The sequence below is a fragment of the Fibrella rubiginis genome (assembly GCF_017353185.1).
Lineage (GTDB): Bacteria > Bacteroidota > Bacteroidia > Cytophagales > Spirosomataceae > Fibrella > Fibrella rubiginis.
The window spans coordinates 154,885-176,740 of sequence record NZ_JAFMYV010000008.1 but is presented as its reverse complement, the minus strand read 5'-3'; the positions used below and the strand labels follow the sequence as shown (position 1 = coordinate 176,740).

The following is a 21,856-nucleotide window of genomic DNA, read 5'->3' as shown; positions in this document are numbered from 1 at the left end:
TAGACATTGAGCCTTGAACTCATTTTTAGTGCGCTGCCGCCAAACGGGCAACCATGCTATCGTGAATTTGGGCCAGCGTTTGTTTCAGATCATACGTCCAGTTCCAATCGGGGTAATGGTCTTTGAACTTGGTCAGGTCAGAAATGTACCAGATATGGTCACCAATACGGTTGGTTTCTGAGTAAGTGTAGTTCATTTTATTGCCCGAAATTTCTTCGCAGAGGGCAATGCCTTCCAGCATCGAGCAGTTAGCATAGCGACCACCCCCGGCGTTGTATACTTCGCCTTCGCGGGGGTTCTGGTAGTAGTGCCAGAACATATTTACAAGGTCATAGCTGTGAATGTTGTCGCGGACCTGCTTGCCTTTGTAGCCAAACACAGTATACTGGTTGCCCGTAATGGCGCACTTCATCAGGTAGCTCAGGAAGCCGTGCAACTGCGCGCCCGAATGGTTTGGCCCGGTGAGGCAACCACCGCGGAACACCCCCGTTTTCATGCCAAAATACCGGCCATATTCCTGCACCAGCACGTCGGCAGCCACTTTCGATGCCCCAAACAGCGAATGCTTGGTGTGGTCGATGCTCATGTGCTCATCGATGCCGTTTTCGAAATAGGGGTGATTCTTGTCAATTTCCCAGCGCGTTTCGGTTTCGATCAACGGCAGGTAATTGGGGTTATCACCGTATACTTTGTTGGTCGACGTGAAGATGAAAACGGCTTCCGGGCAGTGCTGCCGGGTCATTTCCAGCATATTCAGTGTACCATTGGCGTTGACCGTGAAATCGGTAAACGGCTCGCGGGCGGCCCAGTCGTGTGAGGGTTGAGCGGCAGCGTGAATGATGAGCTTGATGTCGGCTCCAAATTCCTTGAAAATCGGCTCCAGCTGGCTCACTTCCCGAATATCGGCGGGGCGGTGGGCGTAGTTTGAATAGGCTTCTTCCAGACGGTTGCGGTTCCATTCGGTTGAGCCATCGGCTCCGAAAAAGTATTGCCGCATGTTGTTGTCGATACCGACAACGAGATCAAATTTTTCTGAAAAAAAGGCAACTGATTCGCTTCCGATCAAACCGGCTGAACCTGTAACGAGTGCAACTTTCATAGCGTAACTGTATTGTCTGGCAGATTATCTATTCAAAAAATCCAAATTCGGCAACCCAATAATGGGGCAAAGTAACGCAAAAAAGTTATATCGGCTGGCACCACTTGCTAACAAACAAAAAAGCGATGCAGTCTGCATCGCTTTGAATATCAGGGAGGTCAAAGCACAGATTAAGCGCCTTCGCCGATGGTGCCACTACCAAAGAGCTTTTCCCGGATCTTCTGCACTTTTTGGTCCAATTCAGGACGGGGGGTGTATTGATATTTCGACTGCACGGCGGCTGAGTCTTTGCCAGTGCCATATACTTCAGGATCACCTGCTTTATAACCGGCACGAAAATCATCCCGCCGAAAATCTTCCTGACGGATAGTGTTATTCTTCTGGTAGTCGCAGGAGGCCAATGAGAGACCGGCCAGCACGAACAAACCCATGTAAGCGACGCGTTTCATAGCTGGTTGCTTGTGGAGTCAATTTTGGTGCAAAGGTAATTAGAAACTGATTACCGCCGGGGTTTGGTAGCGCACTTTATCCTTCCCCCGCCACACCCCAACCTCAACATTGTAGACCGATGAGCGCAGGTATTTCCGCAAAATCGGGATGGATGCATAAGGTGATGTGGTATACTGCTGCCGACGTAACGCCATCAGGGGTGAATAGGTTGTGGCTTTGGTTGGAAAGATATGCACCGCGCCGGTTTTGGTTCGCAACAGTATAAAAACGGCATCAGGCACAGCGGCAGCCTCGCCACCGGGTATGCGCGGAACTGTAATGGAAATAAACGTCGGCAACTGATTAACGACCACTTCGGCCTGACCAACCACAAGAGCAGTACGCAGACTATCTATATCAGGGTTCTCGTACCTAAAAATGCCTCGTTTCATACCATTTTCAAACAACGTGTCGATGGCCGGGCGGTGGTCGAGATAGATGGGCGAAGAAGGCAACACCCGGTTATAACGCCAGCCATAGAGGTCAGTTAATAGCGTATGTCGAAACAAGGTAAGATCATTCCAATACTGGAAATAAGTGGTCAGGCAATACAGTAAACTTAGGGCCACAACTCCCCCACTAACCAGCCTGTTGGTAGTTAGCTTAGTGTTTAACCGGCTCAAAATCAATAGGTACAGCAGTATAAACCAAAGCAAATACAATACCCGGTAGCGCGAAATAAAAGCGGCGTCGACCCCTTCTAGTGCTCGTCCGGTGGCGAATAGGGTGAAAGTGCCCAGCAACATCAGCAGCCCCCCGTACAAAAACAGCTCTTGTCCTTCTGGTTGCTGTCTTGTAAATACGTAGGTCCTAACGCTGTTCCACAAACTGCTGCTCCAAATTCCCACGGCCACCAACCCCAGTGTGATAGTAAGCACCAACCGGCCCGGCAAGCCCGCGTGGGGAAGTACGTCGGCCCAAAGACCCTGCATGGCCAGCCAGAGCGCCGCAATGGTGAGCGGATGGTGCAGGTTGTCTGACAGCGATGGGCGATAGCTGGGCACCACCAGGCCATGCATGTAGAACGCCACCAGACCGCCCATAATGACCAGCCAGATACCCAGTCGTTGCCAGCGTTTAGTGGCAATGAGCATCAAGGCCCCCACCGGCAGAATTAGTACACCCGTAACGTCGGAAAACAGCGAGATAATAGCCGCCACCGTAGCCAGCCAGAACAACCTGCTCGTATCACGTGATAACCACCAGATGGCCAGCAAGGCCCACACATACACGCCAATATGCTGCAGTGGAATCATTGACCAAAGCACGGCGTCGTAGTACTGCATGTTGAAGAGCACGAACGGAATGGGCAATGTCCATATCCAGGGCAGTTTACTACGCCGGAACCAGGCTATAAACACGGCCAGCACCACCAACAATACCAGCGAACCGATCAGAATTTGGGTGCGAAAATCGATATGCCCGGTGAGCAGGTAGTGCATGTGCGCCACAAACCGGTCGACGATAATGCGTCGTTCATCGTCCTGAGCAGCATAGGCTTTCCAGACTTGCGCCAGCGAATAGGGACCATGGCTAAGGGCCATGACTGGTTCAAAAAGAGCGTCGTAGTCATCTTGCAGGGGTACGTTAACGGCTTGTTGCCAGATGACGGTATAAAAAAGAAGTACCGGTATCATGGCCACTAGTAGCAGCAACCACGCACCGGCGCGGAATTTCAGTAACGGGGTAGGCGGGGTCATGGGGGCAAAAATAAGTTCAAAGTCTAAGGTCCAATGGATAAAGTTGGCTGACGCAGGCATCCCCTTGCGTTAGTTAACTTTACCCATTAGACCTTAGACTTTGAACTCTCTTTAAACCGTTACGGTCTTGCCGGGCACGGCGATGGGGTAGTAGCCATCCGCGTTGGGCAGCAGCTTGGGTTTGGCATCCCAGGCAAGGGTATCGGGGAAGAGGTTAATTTGAGAATTGATGGCATCGTCCCATTTGATGAGGTTGCCCGAATAGGTCGCCATGCGCCCCATGATAGATGTCATGGTGCTTTTGGCGCCGTTTTCGGCATCGGCAAATTTATACTGACCTTTGGCAATGGCATCAAACAGTTCGTTGTGTTCAACCTGGTAGGGGTCGATGTCTGTTTTAGCGCTTGCGTGGGCATATAATGGTTGCTGACCTTTATACGCTTTCAATATCGTTTTGTTGCCGTTGAAGGAGTCGATACGGCCTTTTGTGCCCAGAAACTGCTCATCTACCTTACTATAGGTTCCTTCGTAGTGGCGGCATTGGCTGTTGATGGTCGTGCCGTCTGCGTAGACAAAATCGACGGTGTGGTGGTCGAAAATTTCGCCGTAGTCTTTGCCCGTACGTACCTGCCGCCCGCCGGTGCCCTGTGCTGAAACGGGATAGCCGCGCTTCACCCAGTTGGCCACGTCAATATTATGAACGTGCTGCTCAGTGATGTGATCGCCGCACAACCAGTTGAAGTAGTACCAGTTACGCATCTGGTATTCCAGCTCGGTTTGGTTAGGCTGGCGGGGGTTCATCCAGACGCCGCCACTAATCCAGTATACACTACCGCCTACGATGTCGCCAATCGCGCCATCATGAATCCGCTTTATAGCTTCGCGGTAATTACTTTGGTAATGCCGCTGTAGGCCCACTACCACGTTTAGCTTCTTTTTCTTCGCCTCTTCGGCCGCCGCCAACACCCGCCGAATACCCGGCGCATCGGTAGCTACCGGTTTTTCCATGAAAATATGCTTGTTCTGCTGAACGGCTTCTTCAAAATGGCCCGGACGGAAGCCCGGTGGCGTAGCCAGAATGACTACGTCGGCCAGAGCGATAGCCTTCTTGTAAGCATCCAGACCAACAAATTGACGCTCTTTGGGCAAATCTACTTTTTGGGCGGCATCCGGCCTGCTTGTTAACGTCTTGTAGGCTATATCGGCCCGGTCCTGAAACGCATCAGCAATGGCTACAATCTTGATATTCTGCTTGGTATTGAGGGCCTGCATGGCAGCACCCCTCCCCCGGCCCCCGCAGCCAATGAGGGCTACTTTAATTGTATCATCTACGGATGAGTGCGCGCCAAAACGGGGGGCGGCTGAGAGGCTCAGCGGGAGCTGGGCAAGCAACGCACTGCCGGTGAGTAATCCCGATGTCTTCAGAAACTGACGACGATCGGCTGCTAACTGATTGGTTTCCTTGGTAGTCATACACTTGCTTATCTACGTTGTGATACAGGCAAAGAAAGAGACACTGGTATATGATTTACCCATCAGCCGTTGATAGCTGGTTTCACTTTGACACAAGCAATACGCTGGCTATAAACTGAGTCTGAATAGAAATACTCAAACTAATTTTTAATGATTTTTTACTAAGTATAAGAAACTTATTGAGAGGCCTGTTGTCTAATTTGCAGCGTGTGTAGTTAACCCATAAAAAAACATGAAAAAGTCGTACTTAGTGCTGATAAGCAGCATGTTATCAGGAAGTATTGCCCTTGCTCAGGCTCCTTCCGAACTGCCTCCCAACGCATTGCCGGGCAAGTGTTATGCAAAGTGTTTAAAACCTATACGCTTCATTACCAACAAAGAGCAGGTATTGCTGAAGGAAGCCGGTAAACGTCTCGAAGCAACTCAGGCTCAATACGAGACGGAAACGGCTCAGGTAACCGTAAAAGATGCGGGCAAGCGGCTGGAAGTGGTACCCGGCCAGTACAAGACGGTGCAGGAGCAACTGGTAAGTCGTGCGAGTGGTACGCGGGTGGAGGTTATTCCGGCTCAATACAAAACTGTGCAGGAGCAGGTGTTGCTTCGCGATGCGTCGAAACGGCAGGTAATCATTCCGGGAGAATACAAAACTGTTACTGAGCAGGTATTGGTAAAAGAAGGCAGCAAGCGGCTGGAGGTTATTCCGGCTCAGTACAAAACCGAAACCGAGCGATATGTGGCCAAAGAGGCTAGCAAGCGGTATGAAGTAGTTGACCCTACCTACAAAACGATAGCCGAGCAATACGTGGCTAAAGATGCCGGTAAGCGAATAGAAATTATTCCGGGCAGTTACAAGGCAGCCACTGAGCGCGTAATAGCCAAAGATGCCAGCAAGCGGTATGAGGTGATCCCGGCTGAATACAAGACCGTAACAGAGCGTTTTCTGGTGAAAGAAGCCATCACGCAGTACACGCCACTAGAGGGAAAATATAAAACCCTGACTGAACAGGTACTGGTGAAAGAGCCAACCAAGCGCATCGAAATCATCCCCGCCGAATACAAAACCATGACCACGCAGGTGTTGGTGAAAGAAGCCAGCAAACGCCTGATCACAGTGCCGCCCGTCTACGAAACTGTAACCGAGCGCGTGAAGGTGCGCGATGCTTACACCAAATATGAGAAAGGGAAAGCGGATCCTAACTGCCTCTCTGCTAACCCTGACGATTGCCGGATTCTTTGCCTGGTAGAGGTGCCCGCCCAATATGAAACTGTGAAGAAAGAAGTACTGAAAGTGCCTGCATCGGTACGTGAAGAGACTATTCCAGCGCAGTACACAACCATGACCAAACAGACGCTGGTGCGGCCTGCCACAGTGCGTGAATATGAGGTACCTGCTCAATACACTACCGTGACCAGGCAGGTGTTTGTTGGTGATGCCTCTGTTGATCCCACTACGGGAGTAAGCCGCATGACGCGCCCCAGCCTATCGCCGGCAGAATATGCTACGATCTCGAAGCAGGTGTTGGTTCACCCCAGCGAAGTAAAGGAAATTGCTATCCCCGCCGTTTATGAGACAATCAAGAAAGAAGTGGTAGCTCGTCAGGCAGAGGTGAAGGAGTTTGACATCCCCGCCGAATATGCCAGCGTGAAACGGCAGGTTATTGCCACACCAGGCTCCGTACGTGAGATTGAGATTCCGGCTGTTTACGCTACGCGTTCGCGCACTATGCTGGTATCGCCTGCTGAAGTGAAGGAAATTGACATTCCCGCCGTTTACGCTACCCACACACGTCAGGAGTTGGTTCGTGCGCCGTCTATCCAGGAAGAAGACATTCCGGCTGTGTATGCCACCCGCACCCGTCAGGTGGTAGCCAGCCCGGCCAGCACCCGCACGGTTGAAATTCCTGCCCAGTATGCTTCGATCAACCGGCAAATTGTGGCCGAAGCCCCTGCCACCCGCGAGATTGAGATTCCGGCTGAGTACAAAGCCGTTACGCGCACGGTGGTGAAAACGCCGGCGTCGACCAGCGAGATTGAGATCCCGGCGCAGTACGGCTCAGTAACGACCACCACGGTTGAGGCGCAGGTGGTTGGCGAGTGGGTTGAGGTAGTCTGCGACAGCAAAATGACTAAGTCGACCATCATTGCTATCCAGAACGCGCTGAAAGCCAAAGGGTACAATCCCGGCCCACTCGATGATGTCATCGGACCCAAAACGCGCGCTGCCCTGCTGAAATACCAGCATGACAACAAGCTGCCCGAAGGCAACATGAACGTGGAGACCATGCGTTCATTAGGTGTTCAATATTAAAAACCCGCGCCAGCGTAACGCACTACACACGTAGCTGGTAAAAAACGGTTGCCCAGGCAGCCGGGGTAACCAAAAAACGGGGCCGACCATGTTGGCTCCGTTTTTTGGTATATTACCAAGGCAAAACCCACTCTATTAACAAGTTAGCTATGCTTCGTTTGCTTCTTTTCGTCCTTCTGCTGGTTGCCTCATCGCCCCTGACTGCCCAGGCACAGACCAGTCCGTCAGAAGCTGATACCGTTGAAACAACCCTTATCGACAGCGTTTCGGTCAACGAATCCGTAACCTTGCCGCCAGCCGTGGTATTTCAGACCGGCACGTTTGACGAGGTTTTGAAGCAGGCCAAAAAAGAAAACAAACTGGTGCTGCTCGATTTTTGGGCTACATGGTGCGCCCCCTGCCACCGCCTCGACCGTCTGACTTTTACCGACGGCGCTCTGGGCGATTACGTAAACAACAAGTTTGTGCCCTACCGCGTCAATATCGACGATTTTTCGGGGATGGACCTGGTTGAAAAATACAAGGTTGGTGCTTACCCAACCATGCTGGTACTCAACGCCAGCGGTGCTGAAATTCGCCGGTTAACGGGCTTTTACCTTCCCGCGTATCTTCAGCGTGAGCTTGTTGCCAGCGAAAACGCCCAACCCGCCAGGAACCGCAAGAAGCGGTAGTCACCCCGTTAGGGCTTTAAAAATCGCCACCCAGCGCGCGGATAAGTGCCACCACAAACTGCACTTCCTGACTTCTGATTTGCACTACCTGCTGCTCAGCTGCCAGCACCGTTCGTTGGGCATCCAACACCTCCAGGTACGTTGCTAATCCCTTGACATACAGCTCCCGGTTGTATAATTCGGTGCGGCGGGCCAGCGCTAAAGCCCCATTTTGGGCGTCGAGCTGAAGGCGTAGATAGGTGAGGTTGTCGAGGGCCGTTTCGGCCTCGCGCTGCGCTACCTGTACCACCTGCTGATAGACTTGCTGGCTCGTGACGGTCTGCTGCCGCGAGAGGGATACCGTCTCGCGGTTCCGGCGACCTTCGTAGAGTGGCACCGATGCATTCACCCCCAGCAAATACGTGGCGCTCGTGGGCGTGAACCAGGGGCCGATCTGCCCCGACAGCAAGCCTCCCGACCCCACCACCGTGACGCGCGGCTGAATACTGGCCTGTTGTACAAGTAGTTGTGCATCCGTGATTTGAACGGCCCGTTCGGCCTGAACCAGATCGGGTCGTCGGCGAACCAGTTCGGGTGGGATCTGGGTGTAAGGCACAGCGGGCAGCGTAGTGGGCAAGGCACTGCTGTTGAGCGTAAACGTAGCTGGCTCCTGAGCTACCAGTTGTGCCAGCGCATTCACCAGTTCGGTACGGGCGCGCTGTAGACCAACCAGTTGTACGCGCAACTGCGCCAGATCCGTTTCGGCCCGGAGCACGTCGATCTGGCTCACCAAACCCACCCGGAAGCGTTCGCGGACAATACTCAGCGTAGAATCCCGCGCCGACAGGTTTCGCGCAAAGACCGCCTGTTCTGAGTCATTACCCCGAATGAGGTAGTACGTCCGGGCAATATCGGCGGCCAGCGCGAGGCGAAAGGCCTGAAGGTCAGCTTCGGAGGCCTGCGCCTGAATCTGCGCCAGCGCAATACCACCCCGGATGCGCTTGAATAGATCAAGCTCCCAGCTGGCATCGACGGGCAAAAACTGGAACGTATTAAGTTGAAAACGAGGCAGTTTATCCGTCGTAACGGGTATGGCTACGGGCCGATGTTCAGACAGGCTCTGCGTGCTGAGCAGCGCACTGCTCCGAACAGAGGGCTGCAGAAACGATTGTGCAATCCGCACCCGACCCCGCGACTCCTGGATTCGGCTAATGGCCGCTTTCAGGTTAGGGCTATTCGCTAAACCCAGCTGAATCAGTTCGTTGAGTTGCGGGTCGGCAAAACGAGCCAGCCCGTCAATAATCAAATCCGTGTTGTTGGCAAGCTGCGCCGTTGACCCGGAAGGAGAGAGGTTCACGCCCGCCTGCACCTGCCCCGTAGCCGATGGCTGCACCGTACCCGCGCCCGGTTGCAGCGTAACGGCTCCACCCGGCGGCGACACCTGTGCCAGGGCTGTGGAGGAAAGCAGCAGGAAGAAGAATTGTTTCATTTTAACGGGGTGTTACGCCAAAGCCCACTGAAGACCGACGACTGTACACAGACGACTTAAACATTATACCTGCGTAGGCTGGGTGGGTTTACGGCTGCGGAGGCGCACTTTCATGCCCTCTTTCAGTTTATCGTTAGGGTTCGTAATCACGCGCTCACTGCCCGTAAGGCCGGTGGTAACTTCAATGACGTTACCGTAGTCGCGGCCCAGCGTAATGGGTTGGAAATGCACCTTCATATCAGACGACAGTACTGCGGCTAATGGGCCTTTGGCCGTGACTTTCAGGGCGTTGGCAGGTAATAAAACGGGACCATTGCTTTTTCCGCGTGGCGAAAATGAGACTTGGGCAAACAAGCCCGATGGTATGGCCCGCCCCGGATTGGGGATAAGCACCTCTGTGAGCAACGTCCGCGACTCATTACTCAGCGACCCCGCCGTGCGGACTACGGTACCCCTGAGGGTCCGGTTTTTTAGTTCAGTAATGCGCACAACGGCAGGCATACCGATCTGGATTTGCTGGTAATACGTCTGAGGCACGTCGACGAGTACACGGAGGCGGTCAAGCTGCGCGAGGGTGTACATAGGCTGGGTGCTTGTGGGTGAAATAAGGTCGCCAACTTCCACACCCCGGCTGGTAATGATACCGCTGAAGGGAGCCCGGATTTCCTGTAAACCACGCACCGACTGCACACGTCGCAGGTTGGCTTCGGCCACCGTGACCGCCGCCTGTCGGTTGTCGATATCCTGGCGGGAGACTGCCCCCGGCAACGTTACGCTCGTGACCCGGCTGAGGTTGGTTTTGGCTAGCTGCAAATCGGCGCGGGCGCGGGCGATGTCCTGTTCAATTTCGGGTACGTCGAGGGCTACCAATAACTGCCCTTTCTGTACCGTTTGGCCAATATCACCATAGCGTTTCCGCACAAATCCCTGCGACCGGGCGCGGATGGGTGTCTCCAGAAAAGGTCGAATCTGCCCCGGCAAGGTCAAGCCCGTTGAATCGACACCCTGACTGAGGGGTATGGCGTTAACAATCAGCTCGCGGGTGCGCTCGGCGTTGGCATTGGCACGAAGCTCCTGCTGATTACGAATGCGCGGCAGCACGCCCACAAACACAAACAGGGCCACCAGGCCAAGCGGAATCAGAAAGAGTAAGAATCGTTTCATAGGCTTATCTAATGTCTTCCACCTTCACCACTGCGTCTTTATTCAGCGTGCCATAGAGGTGGGGAAAGTGTTCATTATTCGTGGCCCTTTCGTAGCGCAGGTCGTGCGTTAGCTTGTTGGGATCGATGTGCAGCAGCAACAAATCAGGTATACCCTGGTAATATCGTTCCAGTACGCCGGCTACCTGCGCTTCGGTAGAGAGGTGGATGAACCCCTCGGTTGCCAGGCTATCGGCCTCATAGTCAGCTTCGTTAGCCTGCTTTTGCCAATCGGCGCGGGTGGTGATGTGGAAGATCATAAATTAGTGCGTGATTGGGTGAATGAGTGATTGAGTGAATAAATAAATGACGGTCCAGACATTCACTCAATCACTCATTCAATCGCTCATTAGGTTTTACCAGATAACTAAACACCGTGGGCACAAACAGCAGCGTAGTGAACGTGGCGAGTAGCAGTCCGCCAATGACGGCGCGACCCAGCGGGGCGTTTTGCTCGCCACCTTCACCCAGCCCCAGCGACATGGGCAGCATGCCAATGATCATGGCAATGGCGGTCATCAAAATGGGCCGCAATCGCGTCCGTCCGGCCTCCAGGGCGGCTTCGTAGGCGTTGCCGTGTACGTCGGGCAAATGATCTTTGGCGAAACTCACGAGCAAAATGCTGTTGGCCGTGGCCACCCCCACGCTCATGATAGCCCCCATCAGCGACGGAATACTGAACGTGGTATGCGTCAGAAACAACATCCAGACCATGCCGCAAAGTGCACCGGGCAGGGCCGTGATGATGATAAACGGATACCGAAACGACTGGAAATTGACCACCATCAGCAGGTACACCAGCACCGCCGCGAAGATGATACCAATGCCCAGCCGCGTGAAGGCGCTCTCCATGCTCTCAACCTGACCCCGTATGGCAATCTTGTTGCCGGGTTTCAGTTGCGGTTCGTACTCTTTCGCCAGCTTATTCAGCTCGGCGGCCACCGATCCCAGATCGGTATGCTCTACAGCGGCATAAACGTCGTAGGTGGGCTGGGTGTTTACCCGGTTGATGATCTGTGGCGTAGTGGTGCGTTTCACCGTAGCCACGTTACTCAACAGCTGGGGCGTAGCCTGCTGATTGGCAATCAGGGGCGTGCGGAGCAGCTTATCATACGTATCCAGTTTGTAGGGCGGCGTTTGAACGGCAATCAGGTAGGGGAAGCCCGTAACCGGATCGGGCCAGAAGTTGGGCCGCACCTGCGCCGTGCCGCTCAGCGAAATGTTGAGGTTGGTAGCCACGCGCTGCTCGGTAAGGCCAAACTGCCCGGCCCGCTCCCGGTCAACATCCAGGAAGATTTCGGGGGCATCGAGTACCTGATGCAGGTGTACGTCGACTGCGCCGGGAATCTGTGCCACACGCTGCTGCATGTCGCGGGCGATTTTAAGGTTATTTCCCCGGTCGAAGCCGCTCACCTGCACGTCGATGGGTGAGGTAAGCCCAAAATTCAGAATCTGACTAACAATGTCGGCGGCCAGGAAGAAGTATGTCTCATCGGGCATCTCTTCACGCAGGCGGTTGCGCAGTTCACGCACGTATTCGTCGGTGGGGCGTTCTTTATCTTCTTTGAGCGAAATCAGTAGTTCGGCGTCTCCAGACCCCGCCGCGGCATTGTCGGTAAAAATAAAATTATATCGCTCGGCTGTTAAGCCTACGTTGGAGATGATGGACTGAATATCGCTTTCGGGAATGGTTTGGCGGATAACCGCCTCTGTTTCAGCCGCCAATCGTTCGGTTTCTTCCAGCCGCGTTCCCGCCGGACCGCGCATGTGAAGCTTAATCTGCCCCGCGTCGACGTGAGGGAAAAAGTCGCGGCCTACAAAGGGAATCAGCCCCAGCGTAAAGCCCACCACGCCCACAAACAGGGCCAGCACCGTTTTCCGGTGCCCTAACACCCAAACCAGTGCTCCCATGTAACCCGCCTGAAACCGGTCGAACCCACGGTTGAACAGCCCCCCAATCCCCAAGGCAGAAGATTCAGTATAGGCCCCCCCTTCGGGGGCGGGGGGGCTGTGCTTTTCTCCCCGTAGCATCAAATCGGCCATCATGGGTACCAGCGTCCGCGAGAGGATGTAGGAGGCGATCATGGCGAATACTACGGCCATGGCCAGCGGGCCAAACAGAAACCGCGCCGGACCCTCCAGAAACAACACCGACACGAATACAATGCAGATCGTAAGTGTGGCTACCAGCGTGGGCGTGGCAATTTGGGCGGCACCTTCCAGAATGGCCTCGCGCAGAGGCAGGCCCAGTTCTTCATTTCGATGGATGTTTTCAATCGTCACTGTGGCGTCATCCACCAGTATACCAATAGCCAGCGCTAACCCACCCAAAGTCATGATATTGAGCGTTTCGCCCAGCAGATACAACGTAGTGAGCGACGCCAGAATAGACAGCGGAATAGACGTGGCTACAATGAGCGTAGAGCGCCAGCTTCCTAAAAAAAGCAGGATCATGGCCGCCGTGAGCAGAGCCGCAATAATGCCTTCCAGCACTACGCCTTTGATAGATGCCCGCACAAAAACCGACTGGTCGAATAGGTCAACAATGCGCAAACCGGCCGGGGCAGAAGCCCGAATGGTGGGTAAAACGCGGTTTTTGATGTCGTCGACCACTCTTGTTGTCGACGCGTTGCCCGTTTTCACAATGCTCATCAGCACCCCACGGCTGCCATCCTGCTTCACCACGTTCGACTGCACGGCCGACCCGTCGTGGATGTTGGCAACGTCGCGCATGTGGACTACGCTGCCACCTACCACCTTCACGGGCAGGTCGTTGAGGGTGTTGATTAAATCGGGTTTACTATTGAGCCGGACGGGGTATTCGCGCTCATCGAGGCGCAGTACGCCGCTGGGCAGGGTGAGGTTTTGGGCCGAAACGGCGTTGGTTACGTCTTCGGGTGTGAGGCCGTGGGCAATCAACTGCTCAGGCTCCAGGTCAACCATGATTTGCCGGGTTCGTCCGCCAAACGGTTGTGAGAGGCGGCTGCCGGGCACAGTAGCAATTTGAGGCCTGATACGGGTGGCGGCGTAGTCGGTAATCTGGGGTTCGGTAAGGCTATCAGACGACAGGCCAAGCTGCAATACGGGCACGTCGGTGGCGTTGTAACGCACAATCAGCGGCGGCTGGGTACCGGGCGGCATTCGTACCAGAATGGTCTGCGATATAGCCGATACCTGCGCCAGGGCTTCTTCTATCCGCACGGTGGGCTGGAAGTACAATTTGATAACTGCCGTGCCGTTATATGTTTGTGATTCAACGCGTTGAATATCAGACACGTTGTTAATCAGCGACGTCTCCGAGAAGTTGGTAATCATCTTCTCCATCTCGTTGGTCGACAGGCCGGTATAGCCCCAGAGTACAGACACCACCGGAATGTTGATGCGCGGAAAGATGTCGGTAGGCATCTGCAAACTAGCCACTACACCCATAAGCAGGATCAACAGGGCCATCACCGCGATGGTGTATTTCTTTTCGAGCGCAAGTCTAACGATCCACATAGATGTAAAAGAAAAATTGACTGGCTACTACCGACTTTTCGGTATTTGTTATGTGGCAGGTCCCAGCCCGGTAGTCCCATTGACTACTATGGTAAAGTTGTACCATTCTAAGAAGAGCTAAGTCAAGCAAGTTGACTATTTAACCGTTAAATGCCAAAAAATAGAAGCATATGGCCTATTGTGTTGCCGTGTCCTAGCCAAACTCACTTTAAAAATTGTATTATGTGGAGAAATAATAGCGTAGATTTCGTACTGGCCATTTGGCCGTTGTCCCTATCCGAATAACATTGGCAGAGTCCGCTCATCCCATTCCTGCAACCTCTCGTTAGCACCTGACGTTTAGCCTTGTAAACCTACGCCACTGGCACTATGACTTCCATTCGTAAGCACTCGCTCATTCGGCGGGTTCAGGATATTACCCTCGGCACCACCCTCACGCTGGCGTTGATGGGTGGCACTGCCGCGCTCCAAAGTTGCGGAAGCCGCAACGACAGTGACTATGACGGTGGCCCCGCCGAAGAAGTGGTGACGTATAAAAAAGGGGTTCGGTCGGTGATTACCGAAACGGCGCCTGGTCAGTTTAAGATCACCGATGAGGTAGAAGCCGACCCCAGCCAGTCAGGGGCTATCATTCATTACAAAGATGGTCACACCGACACGCTGGGAGTAGAGGCAGCCCGCAAACTGGTGCAAAGTGACCCCTCTACCCGCGAATATTTCAACAACTGCAATCAATACGGTCAGCACCATTCCAATGGACTCGCCAACGCGCTGCTGTGGGGTGGTTTGGGCTATATGATTGGTCGTAACCGTGCGCCCAGCTACAACGAACAGCGCTATAGCTCAGGGGCTTACGCCAACACGGGTTTGTACAACCGCGCTCAGGGCGTGGGCGAATCTGTCCGGTCGTCGCGCGTGGTTACGAGCCGCCCCAGCGGTGGCCGGAGCGGCTTTTTCGGCCGTAGCCGAAGTGGTGGCGGTTTTGGCCGGGGCTTTGGCGGTTAATTCCTAGGCGAGAATGTGACGGCAATAGTCTACGCACTTTTTTACCTCGGCCACGGATGTAGACCCTTCCGGCACTTTGTATTCCAGTTCAACGGTGGCGGGGAAAGTATATTTCTGGTCGCGCATGAGCTTTAGCGCCTCTGTCAGGGGGGTATCGCCCTGACCCCAGGGCAGATTGCCCTTGCCATTGGCTGGTCCCTGCCGGTCTTTAATGTGCATACTGGCAATGCGGTCGTGCTTTTGCCGGATCAGCCCCAGCGGATCGGGTTGCCCGGCAGCAATGTAATGACCCAGATCGAGGTTCATGGCGTTGCCCGACGACTGAGCCAGGGCTGTGTCCCAGAAGGTGGGCGTTTGCTGCTCGTGACCATGATAGCCTACCCGGATGCCATGTTTTTGAGCCATTTGTCCGAGCTTGAGCGTGTGGGCATCGTTGCCAGGATGTTCAACCGTTACCTGGTTGGCTCCCAGCATCTTCGCTGCTGCCATGCCGTAATTGATCTCGGCGTCGCTGTTTTGCACACCAAAGGCATCGGGTTTGAAGCCGTAAATGGTTACGCCGGCGCTGTTGTACTGCTTCCGCAGCTGTTCAAATTTATTCATCGGGGCCGACAGCCGCCATTTAACCAGGTCGCTCCGGTAAGCTTTCGTCTGGGCGTCGGCGTCGGCCAGTTGCTTTTGTTCGTCGTCGGTCAGAGGCTGGTTTTCGCGGCGTTTGCGCATCAGCGGAAACACAACCCGCATATCGACGGGGTTTTTGGGAGCACCTGCAAAACTCTCGGCTGGCCCGCCCATCAACTCAATTGCGCTGATGCCGCTGTCGAGCACATACTGGAGCGTGGCGTCTGCGCTCTGATCGGGCATGTCGCGAAACGAGTACGTGATGGTGCCAATCTGCACGCCGTTGATGCGCGAGTTGGGCTTATCGAGGCTTCTGATAATGGCCGGGGCACCAAATAGCTTATTGGTGCTCAGCACCGCACCGCCGACGAGGGCAGTGGCAGTGCCAATAAACTGGCGGCGGTTCGAGAGGCTCATATTGGTTTGAAAAAAGGTTGTTCACTGTGTTAAGTCTAAAAATGCCTATGCTTACTCTTCGTTCCCTCCCCCAATTGCCTGACCCACAACTCCGTCATCTTGGCTGGGACTGGATGCTGGGCACCGACACCCTGCCTTACCTGACCAATGAAGTTGTGGTAGTCACCCCTACCGAAGCCGATGCCTACGCGGAGGCGGCCAACACCCTGTTTGAGATGCTGGTGGAGGCCGGACAGCACGTAATCGACAACAATCGCTTTGCCGAACTGGGCATTCCTGAAAACCTGATCGACCTGGTGCGCCATTCGTGGGACGATGACCGGAATATCCTGCTCTATGGCCGTTTTGATCTGGCCGGTGGCGTTGATAATCAGGCTATTAGATTGATCGAATTTAACGCCGACACGGCTACGTGTTTGCCCGAAACTGCGGTAGTGCAGTACGCTCACCTGAAGGCTAACGGACTGAATGACAGTCAGCAATTCAATGCCTTGTTTGAAACACTGGTGAGTCAGTTTGCCGAAATTAAACGCCAGAACGACGACCTCACGCCGGCGATCTTATTCTCGGCTATGCGCGACACCCCCGAAGATGACACCAACGTGGCCCTGCTGGGCGAAGCCGCCCGCGAGGCCGGTTTCGAAGTAGCGTTCGCTTATGTGGATGAAGTGGAGTTTTCGGCAGAGGAGGGTATCTACTGCTTTGCTGATGGTGAGTTTACCCGCTACGATTTCTGGTTCAAGCTCATACCCTGGGAATACATTGCCCACGACGAACCTGAACTAGCCACAATTCTGACAAGCCTGGTGAAGCAGCGCAAAACTGTGGTGCTCAACCCGGCCTACGCGCTGCTGTTTCAGTCGAAAGCGATCCTGCACATCCTGTGGGAACTGTACCCGCACCATCCCCTGCTACTGCGCACCGAGACAAAATCAATATTGGGTGAGCCGTCCGTCGAAAAAGTGTTGTTTGGGCGTGAGGGAGCCAACATTCGTCTGCTCGACGCTGCCGGCCAACCCACCAAAACCGTAGACGGAGACTATGGCAACTACCCGAAAATATACCAGCAGTACGTTGACTTTCCGCAGGACGCTGCCGGGAACCGTTATCAGGCAGGGGTATTCTTCGCCGGTGAGGCCTGCGCGCTGGGTTTCCGCCGCGGCGGGGTCGTACTAGACAACACAGCCCAGTTTGTGGGGCACATAGTAGCCTAAAGTAGTCCAGGGTTTAGCCCCTGGACTACTTTAGGCTACTTCTTCTGCGTTTCCAGCGTGTCATCATCCGTCACGGTAGTGTCTGACACAATCAGGCCGTCGGCTACACTATCGGCGGCGGGGTCAGGTGGGGTGTTTTGCGTGGTCTGCGGGGGAGAAGAGCAGGACAGGACCAACAAATAACTGAGCAAAAACAGGCCAGTGCGGACGTACTTTATGGGCATATAGGTGGATTGGGTCTCGGTTATTTACGCAAAATATAGCGCCTTGCCGATGGTCCCAACACTCTGGTACCATCCATGTCTAATTGCGAAATAGTATTATTACCAACAAGGTACTTATTAGGCTGATCTGTTACGCCCTGTAGCGTAATCAATGAGTCGGCCTTGTTCCAGGAAAATGTACCCCTTTTTATGATCGGCTTTTCATCACCTTTACCCAGATAGGTGGTCGTCAACTGATACGTCGAATCGCTGCGTAAATCAACCTCTAGTCTGATACCCGTGCAGCCAGCGCAAGGCAATGTTCCTCTGTAAACCCCTTGATAATCAAGCTTTTTTCTGCTCGTAATTTTTGGGGCAGTGCGCGCGCTATCAAGGTTATTGAATGACGTATCAACAGTTGATGTAGCCGTCTCTTTAGGCTTTGAATCGCAGCCTGTTAAAAGAGTAAGAATGAGTAGCAGCAACGAATAAACCTTCATATTAATTACCGTTAAAAGAGATAAACTTAATACGTCAATTTGCCAAAAGTCAATGGTGTTTCGGGGGTCTCTTTCGGGCGGCGATTTTGCAGATCGGCGAGGCGCACGTTGGGTAAATGAGGCAACACCAACCGACCAAAATAATCGGACTCCTCAATGAGTGGGTAGCCCGACAACACAAACGACCGGATGCCCATGTCCATGTAACGGTTCAGTTGCGCCAATAGTTGATCGGGCGTACCTACCAGCGCGGCCCCGCACCCCGACCGGGCGCGGCCAATGCCCGTCCAGAGAATGGGTTCTACAAAGCCTTCATCATCAGCCGTTTGGCGCAGCTCATCCTGCCGCACTACCCCCAGCGATTTACTATCCTGAGCGCGGTGCTTGAGGGCTTCGGCCTGCTGCTGATCAAACCTCGACATCATGCGTCTGGTCCAGGAGCGGGCTTGTGCTTCAGTCTCGCGAACCACCACATGTACCCGCAAGCCAAAGTCCAGCGTCCGTCCGTGGCGTTCTGCCCGCGCCGATACGTCCTGCATGGTGGCCATAAGGCTTTCTTCGGTTTCGGGCCACATCAAAAACACGTCGCAGTGTTGGGCACATACTTCTTTGGCCCCGTCGGCAATGCCCCCGAAGTAGAGCAGCGGACCGCCATTTTGCTGGTAGGGAGCCACCGGCGCGGCGGGCAGATCGAACTTGCCATACACCGGACCGTCGTGCACGACGCGGTCGCCCCCGGCCCAACTTTGTTTCAGAATTTGGATCGTCTCGGTGCAACGCCCATACCGCAGACCCGCATCTTCTTTGTAGCCGGGCAGGTCGGAGTTGATGATGTTGATCGTCAGCCGACCTTTCAGCAGGTGGTCGAGGGTGCTGAGGGCGCGGGCCAGCATGGGCGGGTGCACCTCGCCAGTACGAATCGCCACCAGCAAACTAATGTCGGAGGTAAGGCTGGCAACGGCGGCGGCGAAGGCCACCGGATCCTGCCCCACAATGAAGGACGTAGGCAACAATATATTTTTAAAGCCCTGACGTTCAGCATTTAGCAGGATGTTACGGCAGTGCTGAAAATTACTGCGGCGGGCGGGGTCAAGTTGACCAAGAAACTCGGTGTCGCCGCCGCAGAGGTCGCAAAACCAGGCAATTTCGGCCACGCGGTCTTCGGTGCGAATACGAACGGGAGTGATGGTATTGAGCATGTAAAAGAGAAATTACGGGCGGTATGAAGTGCGCTTTATGCTGCGTGAGAATGACGAGCGGCTTGGTGGATTGACAAAGCAACTCGTAATTCGTGAACAACAAGGTTAACGAATGAAACAACTATTCACTGGTCTGCTGATTTTCACAATACTACAGGTTTCGGCCCATGTAACGCAGGGACAGACACGTTTGGGTGTGGTGCGGTGCAATTATGTGGCCCTTTCTGTAAAAGATCTCACTGCTAGCTTACCCTTCTATAGTAACGTTTTGGGCCTGAACGTAGTGGCTGTACCGGCTGCTTTGGCCGCCAGTCAGGCGTGGTTCGATGTGGGCGGCGGGCAACAAATCCGGCTGGTTGAGGGTCGTTCCGAAACCAATAGCGCCAAGTCTGAAAATACCTCTATTTCGTTAATGGTTAGTTCGTTACGGCTAGCCGAACAGCAACTCCGGCAGCGCAATGTTTCTGTCTCCCGGCAAAATGGCCCGTCGGGGAAGCCCATCCTGCTGGTCAATGACCCCGACGGTTATCAGATCGAGCTTAGCGAAGGCAAGATCAAAACGGAAAGTCCCGGTTTTCTTCAATCGGCCGCCAAAACGCTCTGGAAATCCATTACGACCGTGGAGTGAGTGATGGAACGCGGATTTTTATGATTCGTATGATTTAAAATGAAGATCATGAAAATTCATGTTCTGTTTTGATCACCCTTGCCTCCCACGCCTGCAATGGTCCACTGGCAGAGTCCCCGTAGTTACCCAGCACCGTTGTGCCTGAAATCGCTTCGGGGAAAGCGATGACTTCGGCAGATAAATTAGCCACCGTAACGTATACGGCTCCATTCCACGCGCGCGAAAAAACCCAAAGATCAGGGTGGTTAGGAAGCAGGTCGCGGTAGGTGCCGTGGTGCAGGGCGGGCGTTTGCTTTCGGAGGTGAATCAGCCGTTTGTAATAGGCCAAAACGGATTGATTGCCGGCTTGTTGATCCGCTACGTTAACATAAGACGCGTTGGGGTTGATCTTCAGCCAGGGCTTGCCGGTGGTGAAACCCGCGCCGGGTGCATTGCTCCACTGCATGGGCGTGCGGGCATGGTCGCGGGCAATGCGGTTGGCCGTAGTCAGGAACGTGTTGGCCAGATCGGGGTTGGGCACCACGAGCACCTGCCAGGCATTGCGCACCTGAATATCGTCAAACTCATCGATGCTCGTAAACGGGCAGTTGGTCATCCCGATTTCGTCGCCCTGATAGATGCCCGGCGTACCGCGCAGCGTGAGCAGGACCGTAGCCAATGCCGTAGCCGATTGGTAGTGAAAGTGGTCGGGATCACCGAACCGGCTTAGCACACGGGGATTGTCGTGGTTGCCAAAATACACGTTCTGCCAACCCGTACCTGTTTGGTTATCTCCTTCAGCTTCAGGCGTTTCCAGTGCTGCGTTCCAGTTGCTGAAAATAGCTTTCAATTGTGGCAGCGTGAACTCTGGTGCAGGGTGGATGAGGCGGTGTTCTTCGCGCGGCACGGCATGATCAAAGTGGTAAATCATGCCCAGTTCGTGCCGGTTTTCGCCCACATACAAATTTGCCTGAGAGGCCGACACGCCAAACCCTTCCCCAATGGTAATCAGGGCGGTCCGGCGATCCGGCGGTCCGGCGATCCGGTTGCCGTCATGTGTGGTGTAATGAGTCAGCACTTCCCGGTGCATTTCCTGCAAGAATTCGTGGATGCGCGGCCCATTGGCGTGGATGGTCAGATCGCCGAAACGGCCTTCGGGGTAATCTGGAAAATCGGGATCTTTCGACAAAAACGGGATCACGTCCATCCGAAACCCATCAACGCCTTTGTCGAGCCAGAAACGCATCATCTGGTAGATTTCCTGGCGGAGCCGAGGGTTTTCCCAATTCAGATCGGGCTGTTTTTCGGCAAACAGATGCAGGTAGTATTCGCCCGTTTGCTCGTCCAGTTTCCAGGCCGGACCAGAGAAAAAAGACTGCCAGTTGTTGATCTCTTTCCGCCAGATATAATAATCCCGGTATGGATTGTCTTTGCTTTTCCGGCTTTCCACAAACCAGCGGTGCTCGTCGGAACTGTGATTGACAACCAGATCCAGAATCAGATTCAGGCCCCGTTCATGAGCACCCGCCAGCAGTTCGTCAAAGTCAGCCATCGTACCGAACTGGGGCATAATGGCTTCATAATCAGAAATATCGTAGCCATTATCGGCGTTAGGCGATTCAAAAATGGGGCTTAGCCAAAGCACGTCAACCCCCAGATCGGCGAGGTAATCGAGCTTGCTGATGATACCTCGCAGATCACCCACACCGTCGCCGTCTGAGTCAGCAAACGAGCGGGGGTAAATCTGGTAAATAACAGATTCTTTGTAGTTAGGCATAGGCTACCAGATCACATTGACCAGACCGGGATACCAGGAAAATTTATGATCTGACGACATTACTGGCCAACCCTCATGAAGTGCTGTAGCCAGAATAAGGCGGTCGAACGGATCGCGGTGATCGGCAATAAGCGGTAGCTGGTCGTAAGCCGAAATGTGGTTATTATTTAGCGGAAGTATCCGAAAACCATCTGCTTCCGTCTGAGCTATAATGGAGCTAACGTTGACGGAAAAACCTGGAAGTTTTCCTATTTTCAACTTAATGGCTACTTCGATTAGCGAAATCTGGCTGACCCAGACTGTATTGGCCATATCTTCAAGCAACGCCTTGTTCTCCGGTGCTAATTTCGAGCTGTCTTCCTGAAACCATAACAGAATTTCAGTATCTATAAGTAATGTCATCAG

19 protein-coding genes are annotated in these 21,856 nt (G+C 53.9%); 5 read left to right on the top strand and 14 right to left on the bottom strand.

Annotated features, from left to right (window positions below; translation table 11 throughout):
- Positions 1 to 25 precede the first annotated feature (25 nt).
- The 4 genes from J2I47_RS16405 to J2I47_RS16390 form a co-directional block, all read right to left on the bottom strand.
- Positions 26 to 1,099, bottom strand: a complete 1,074-nt coding sequence (locus J2I47_RS16405) for an NAD-dependent epimerase/dehydratase family protein (RefSeq protein WP_207337338.1) — start codon at positions 1,097 to 1,099, stop codon at positions 26 to 28.
- Positions 1,100 to 1,269: 170 nt separating this feature from the next.
- Positions 1,270 to 1,548 carry a hypothetical protein gene (locus J2I47_RS16400; RefSeq protein ID WP_207365667.1) on the bottom strand — a complete coding sequence of 93 codons (279 nt, stop codon included), beginning with the start codon at positions 1,546 to 1,548 and terminating at the stop codon, positions 1,270 to 1,272.
- A gap of 39 nt (positions 1,549 to 1,587) precedes the next feature.
- Entirely contained in the window at positions 1,588 to 3,288 is a 1,701-nt protein-coding gene (locus J2I47_RS16395; RefSeq protein ID WP_207365666.1) for a hypothetical protein, read from the bottom strand.
- A gap of 111 nt (positions 3,289 to 3,399) precedes the next feature.
- Positions 3,400 to 4,761 carry a Gfo/Idh/MocA family protein gene (locus tag J2I47_RS16390; protein WP_207365665.1) on the bottom strand — a complete coding sequence of 454 codons (1,362 nt, stop codon included), beginning with the start codon at positions 4,759 to 4,761 and terminating at the stop codon, positions 3,400 to 3,402.
- Between the two features lie 232 nt (positions 4,762 to 4,993).
- Here J2I47_RS16390 and J2I47_RS16385 point away from each other — a divergent pair, with 232 nt between their 5' ends.
- Entirely contained in the window at positions 4,994 to 7,069 is a 2,076-nt protein-coding gene (locus J2I47_RS16385; RefSeq protein WP_207365664.1) for a peptidoglycan-binding domain-containing protein, read from the top strand.
- A 149-nt stretch (positions 7,070 to 7,218) separates the two neighbouring features.
- Positions 7,219 to 7,740: a thioredoxin family protein gene (locus tag J2I47_RS16380; protein WP_207365663.1), complete on the top strand. Its 522-nt coding sequence runs from the start codon at positions 7,219 to 7,221 to the stop codon at positions 7,738 to 7,740.
- A gap of 16 nt (positions 7,741 to 7,756) precedes the next feature.
- Here J2I47_RS16380 and J2I47_RS16375 read toward each other — a convergent pair whose 3' ends face one another.
- The 4 genes from J2I47_RS16375 to J2I47_RS16360 form a co-directional block, all read right to left on the bottom strand.
- Positions 7,757 to 9,208, bottom strand: a complete 1,452-nt coding sequence (locus J2I47_RS16375; RefSeq protein WP_207365662.1) for an efflux transporter outer membrane subunit — start codon at positions 9,206 to 9,208, stop codon at positions 7,757 to 7,759.
- A 63-nt stretch (positions 9,209 to 9,271) separates the two neighbouring features.
- On the bottom strand, positions 9,272 to 10,372 hold the full coding sequence (locus J2I47_RS16370) for an efflux RND transporter periplasmic adaptor subunit (protein ID WP_207365661.1): 1,101 nt from the start codon (positions 10,370 to 10,372) through the stop codon (positions 9,272 to 9,274).
- A gap of 4 nt (positions 10,373 to 10,376) precedes the next feature.
- A complete protein-coding gene (locus J2I47_RS16365; RefSeq protein ID WP_207365660.1) occupies positions 10,377 to 10,670 on the bottom strand; it encodes a DUF952 domain-containing protein in 294 nt (97 codons plus the stop codon).
- Positions 10,671 to 10,740: 70 nt separating this feature from the next.
- A complete protein-coding gene (locus J2I47_RS16360) occupies positions 10,741 to 13,908 on the bottom strand; it encodes an efflux RND transporter permease subunit (RefSeq protein WP_207365659.1) in 3,168 nt (1,055 codons plus the stop codon).
- A gap of 369 nt (positions 13,909 to 14,277) precedes the next feature.
- Between J2I47_RS16360 and J2I47_RS16355 the strand changes: the two genes are divergently transcribed.
- The gene (locus J2I47_RS16355) at positions 14,278 to 14,913 is read left to right on the top strand and encodes a Cj0371 family chemotaxis-regulating polar lipoprotein (RefSeq protein WP_207365658.1); all 636 of its coding nucleotides are present in this window, start codon (positions 14,278 to 14,280) and stop codon (positions 14,911 to 14,913) included.
- 3 nt (positions 14,914 to 14,916) lie between these two features.
- Here the strand turns inward: J2I47_RS16355 and J2I47_RS16350 are convergent, their stop codons facing one another.
- Positions 14,917 to 15,951 carry a sugar phosphate isomerase/epimerase family protein gene (locus J2I47_RS16350; RefSeq protein WP_207365657.1) on the bottom strand — a complete coding sequence of 345 codons (1,035 nt, stop codon included), beginning with the start codon at positions 15,949 to 15,951 and terminating at the stop codon, positions 14,917 to 14,919.
- Positions 15,952 to 15,998: 47 nt separating this feature from the next.
- Here J2I47_RS16350 and J2I47_RS16345 point away from each other — a divergent pair, with 47 nt between their 5' ends.
- Positions 15,999 to 17,165, top strand: coding sequence for a glutathionylspermidine synthase family protein (locus J2I47_RS16345; RefSeq protein WP_207365656.1), 1,167 nt, complete (start codon positions 15,999 to 16,001; stop codon positions 17,163 to 17,165).
- Positions 17,166 to 17,200: 35 nt separating this feature from the next.
- On the opposite strand, the gene J2I47_RS16340 is transcribed toward J2I47_RS16345, so the two are convergent.
- The 3 genes from J2I47_RS16340 to J2I47_RS16330 are packed head-to-tail and all read right to left on the bottom strand — an operon-like array spanning position 17,201 to position 19,067.
- Positions 17,201 to 17,389, bottom strand: a complete 189-nt coding sequence (locus tag J2I47_RS16340; RefSeq protein WP_207365655.1) for a hypothetical protein — start codon at positions 17,387 to 17,389, stop codon at positions 17,201 to 17,203.
- A 20-nt stretch (positions 17,390 to 17,409) separates the two neighbouring features.
- Complete coding sequence (locus J2I47_RS16335; RefSeq protein ID WP_207365654.1) at positions 17,410 to 17,868, bottom strand: copper resistance protein NlpE; 459 nt, start codon at positions 17,866 to 17,868, stop codon at positions 17,410 to 17,412.
- Positions 17,869 to 17,894: 26 nt separating this feature from the next.
- Positions 17,895 to 19,067, bottom strand: coding sequence for an LLM class flavin-dependent oxidoreductase (locus J2I47_RS16330; protein WP_207365653.1), 1,173 nt, complete (start codon positions 19,065 to 19,067; stop codon positions 17,895 to 17,897).
- 112 nt (positions 19,068 to 19,179) lie between these two features.
- Here J2I47_RS16330 and J2I47_RS16325 point away from each other — a divergent pair, with 112 nt between their 5' ends.
- Complete coding sequence (locus J2I47_RS16325) at positions 19,180 to 19,695, top strand: VOC family protein (RefSeq protein ID WP_207365652.1); 516 nt, start codon at positions 19,180 to 19,182, stop codon at positions 19,693 to 19,695.
- A gap of 46 nt (positions 19,696 to 19,741) precedes the next feature.
- Here J2I47_RS16325 and J2I47_RS16320 read toward each other — a convergent pair whose 3' ends face one another.
- Together J2I47_RS16320 and J2I47_RS16315 are read right to left on the bottom strand one after the other, a co-directional pair.
- Entirely contained in the window at positions 19,742 to 21,451 is a 1,710-nt protein-coding gene (locus J2I47_RS16320; RefSeq protein WP_207365651.1) for an alpha-glucosidase, read from the bottom strand.
- A gap of 3 nt (positions 21,452 to 21,454) precedes the next feature.
- Entirely contained in the window at positions 21,455 to 21,853 is a 399-nt protein-coding gene (locus tag J2I47_RS16315) for a type II toxin-antitoxin system VapC family toxin (protein WP_207365650.1), read from the bottom strand.
- Between the last annotated feature and the right edge of the window lie 3 nt (positions 21,854 to 21,856).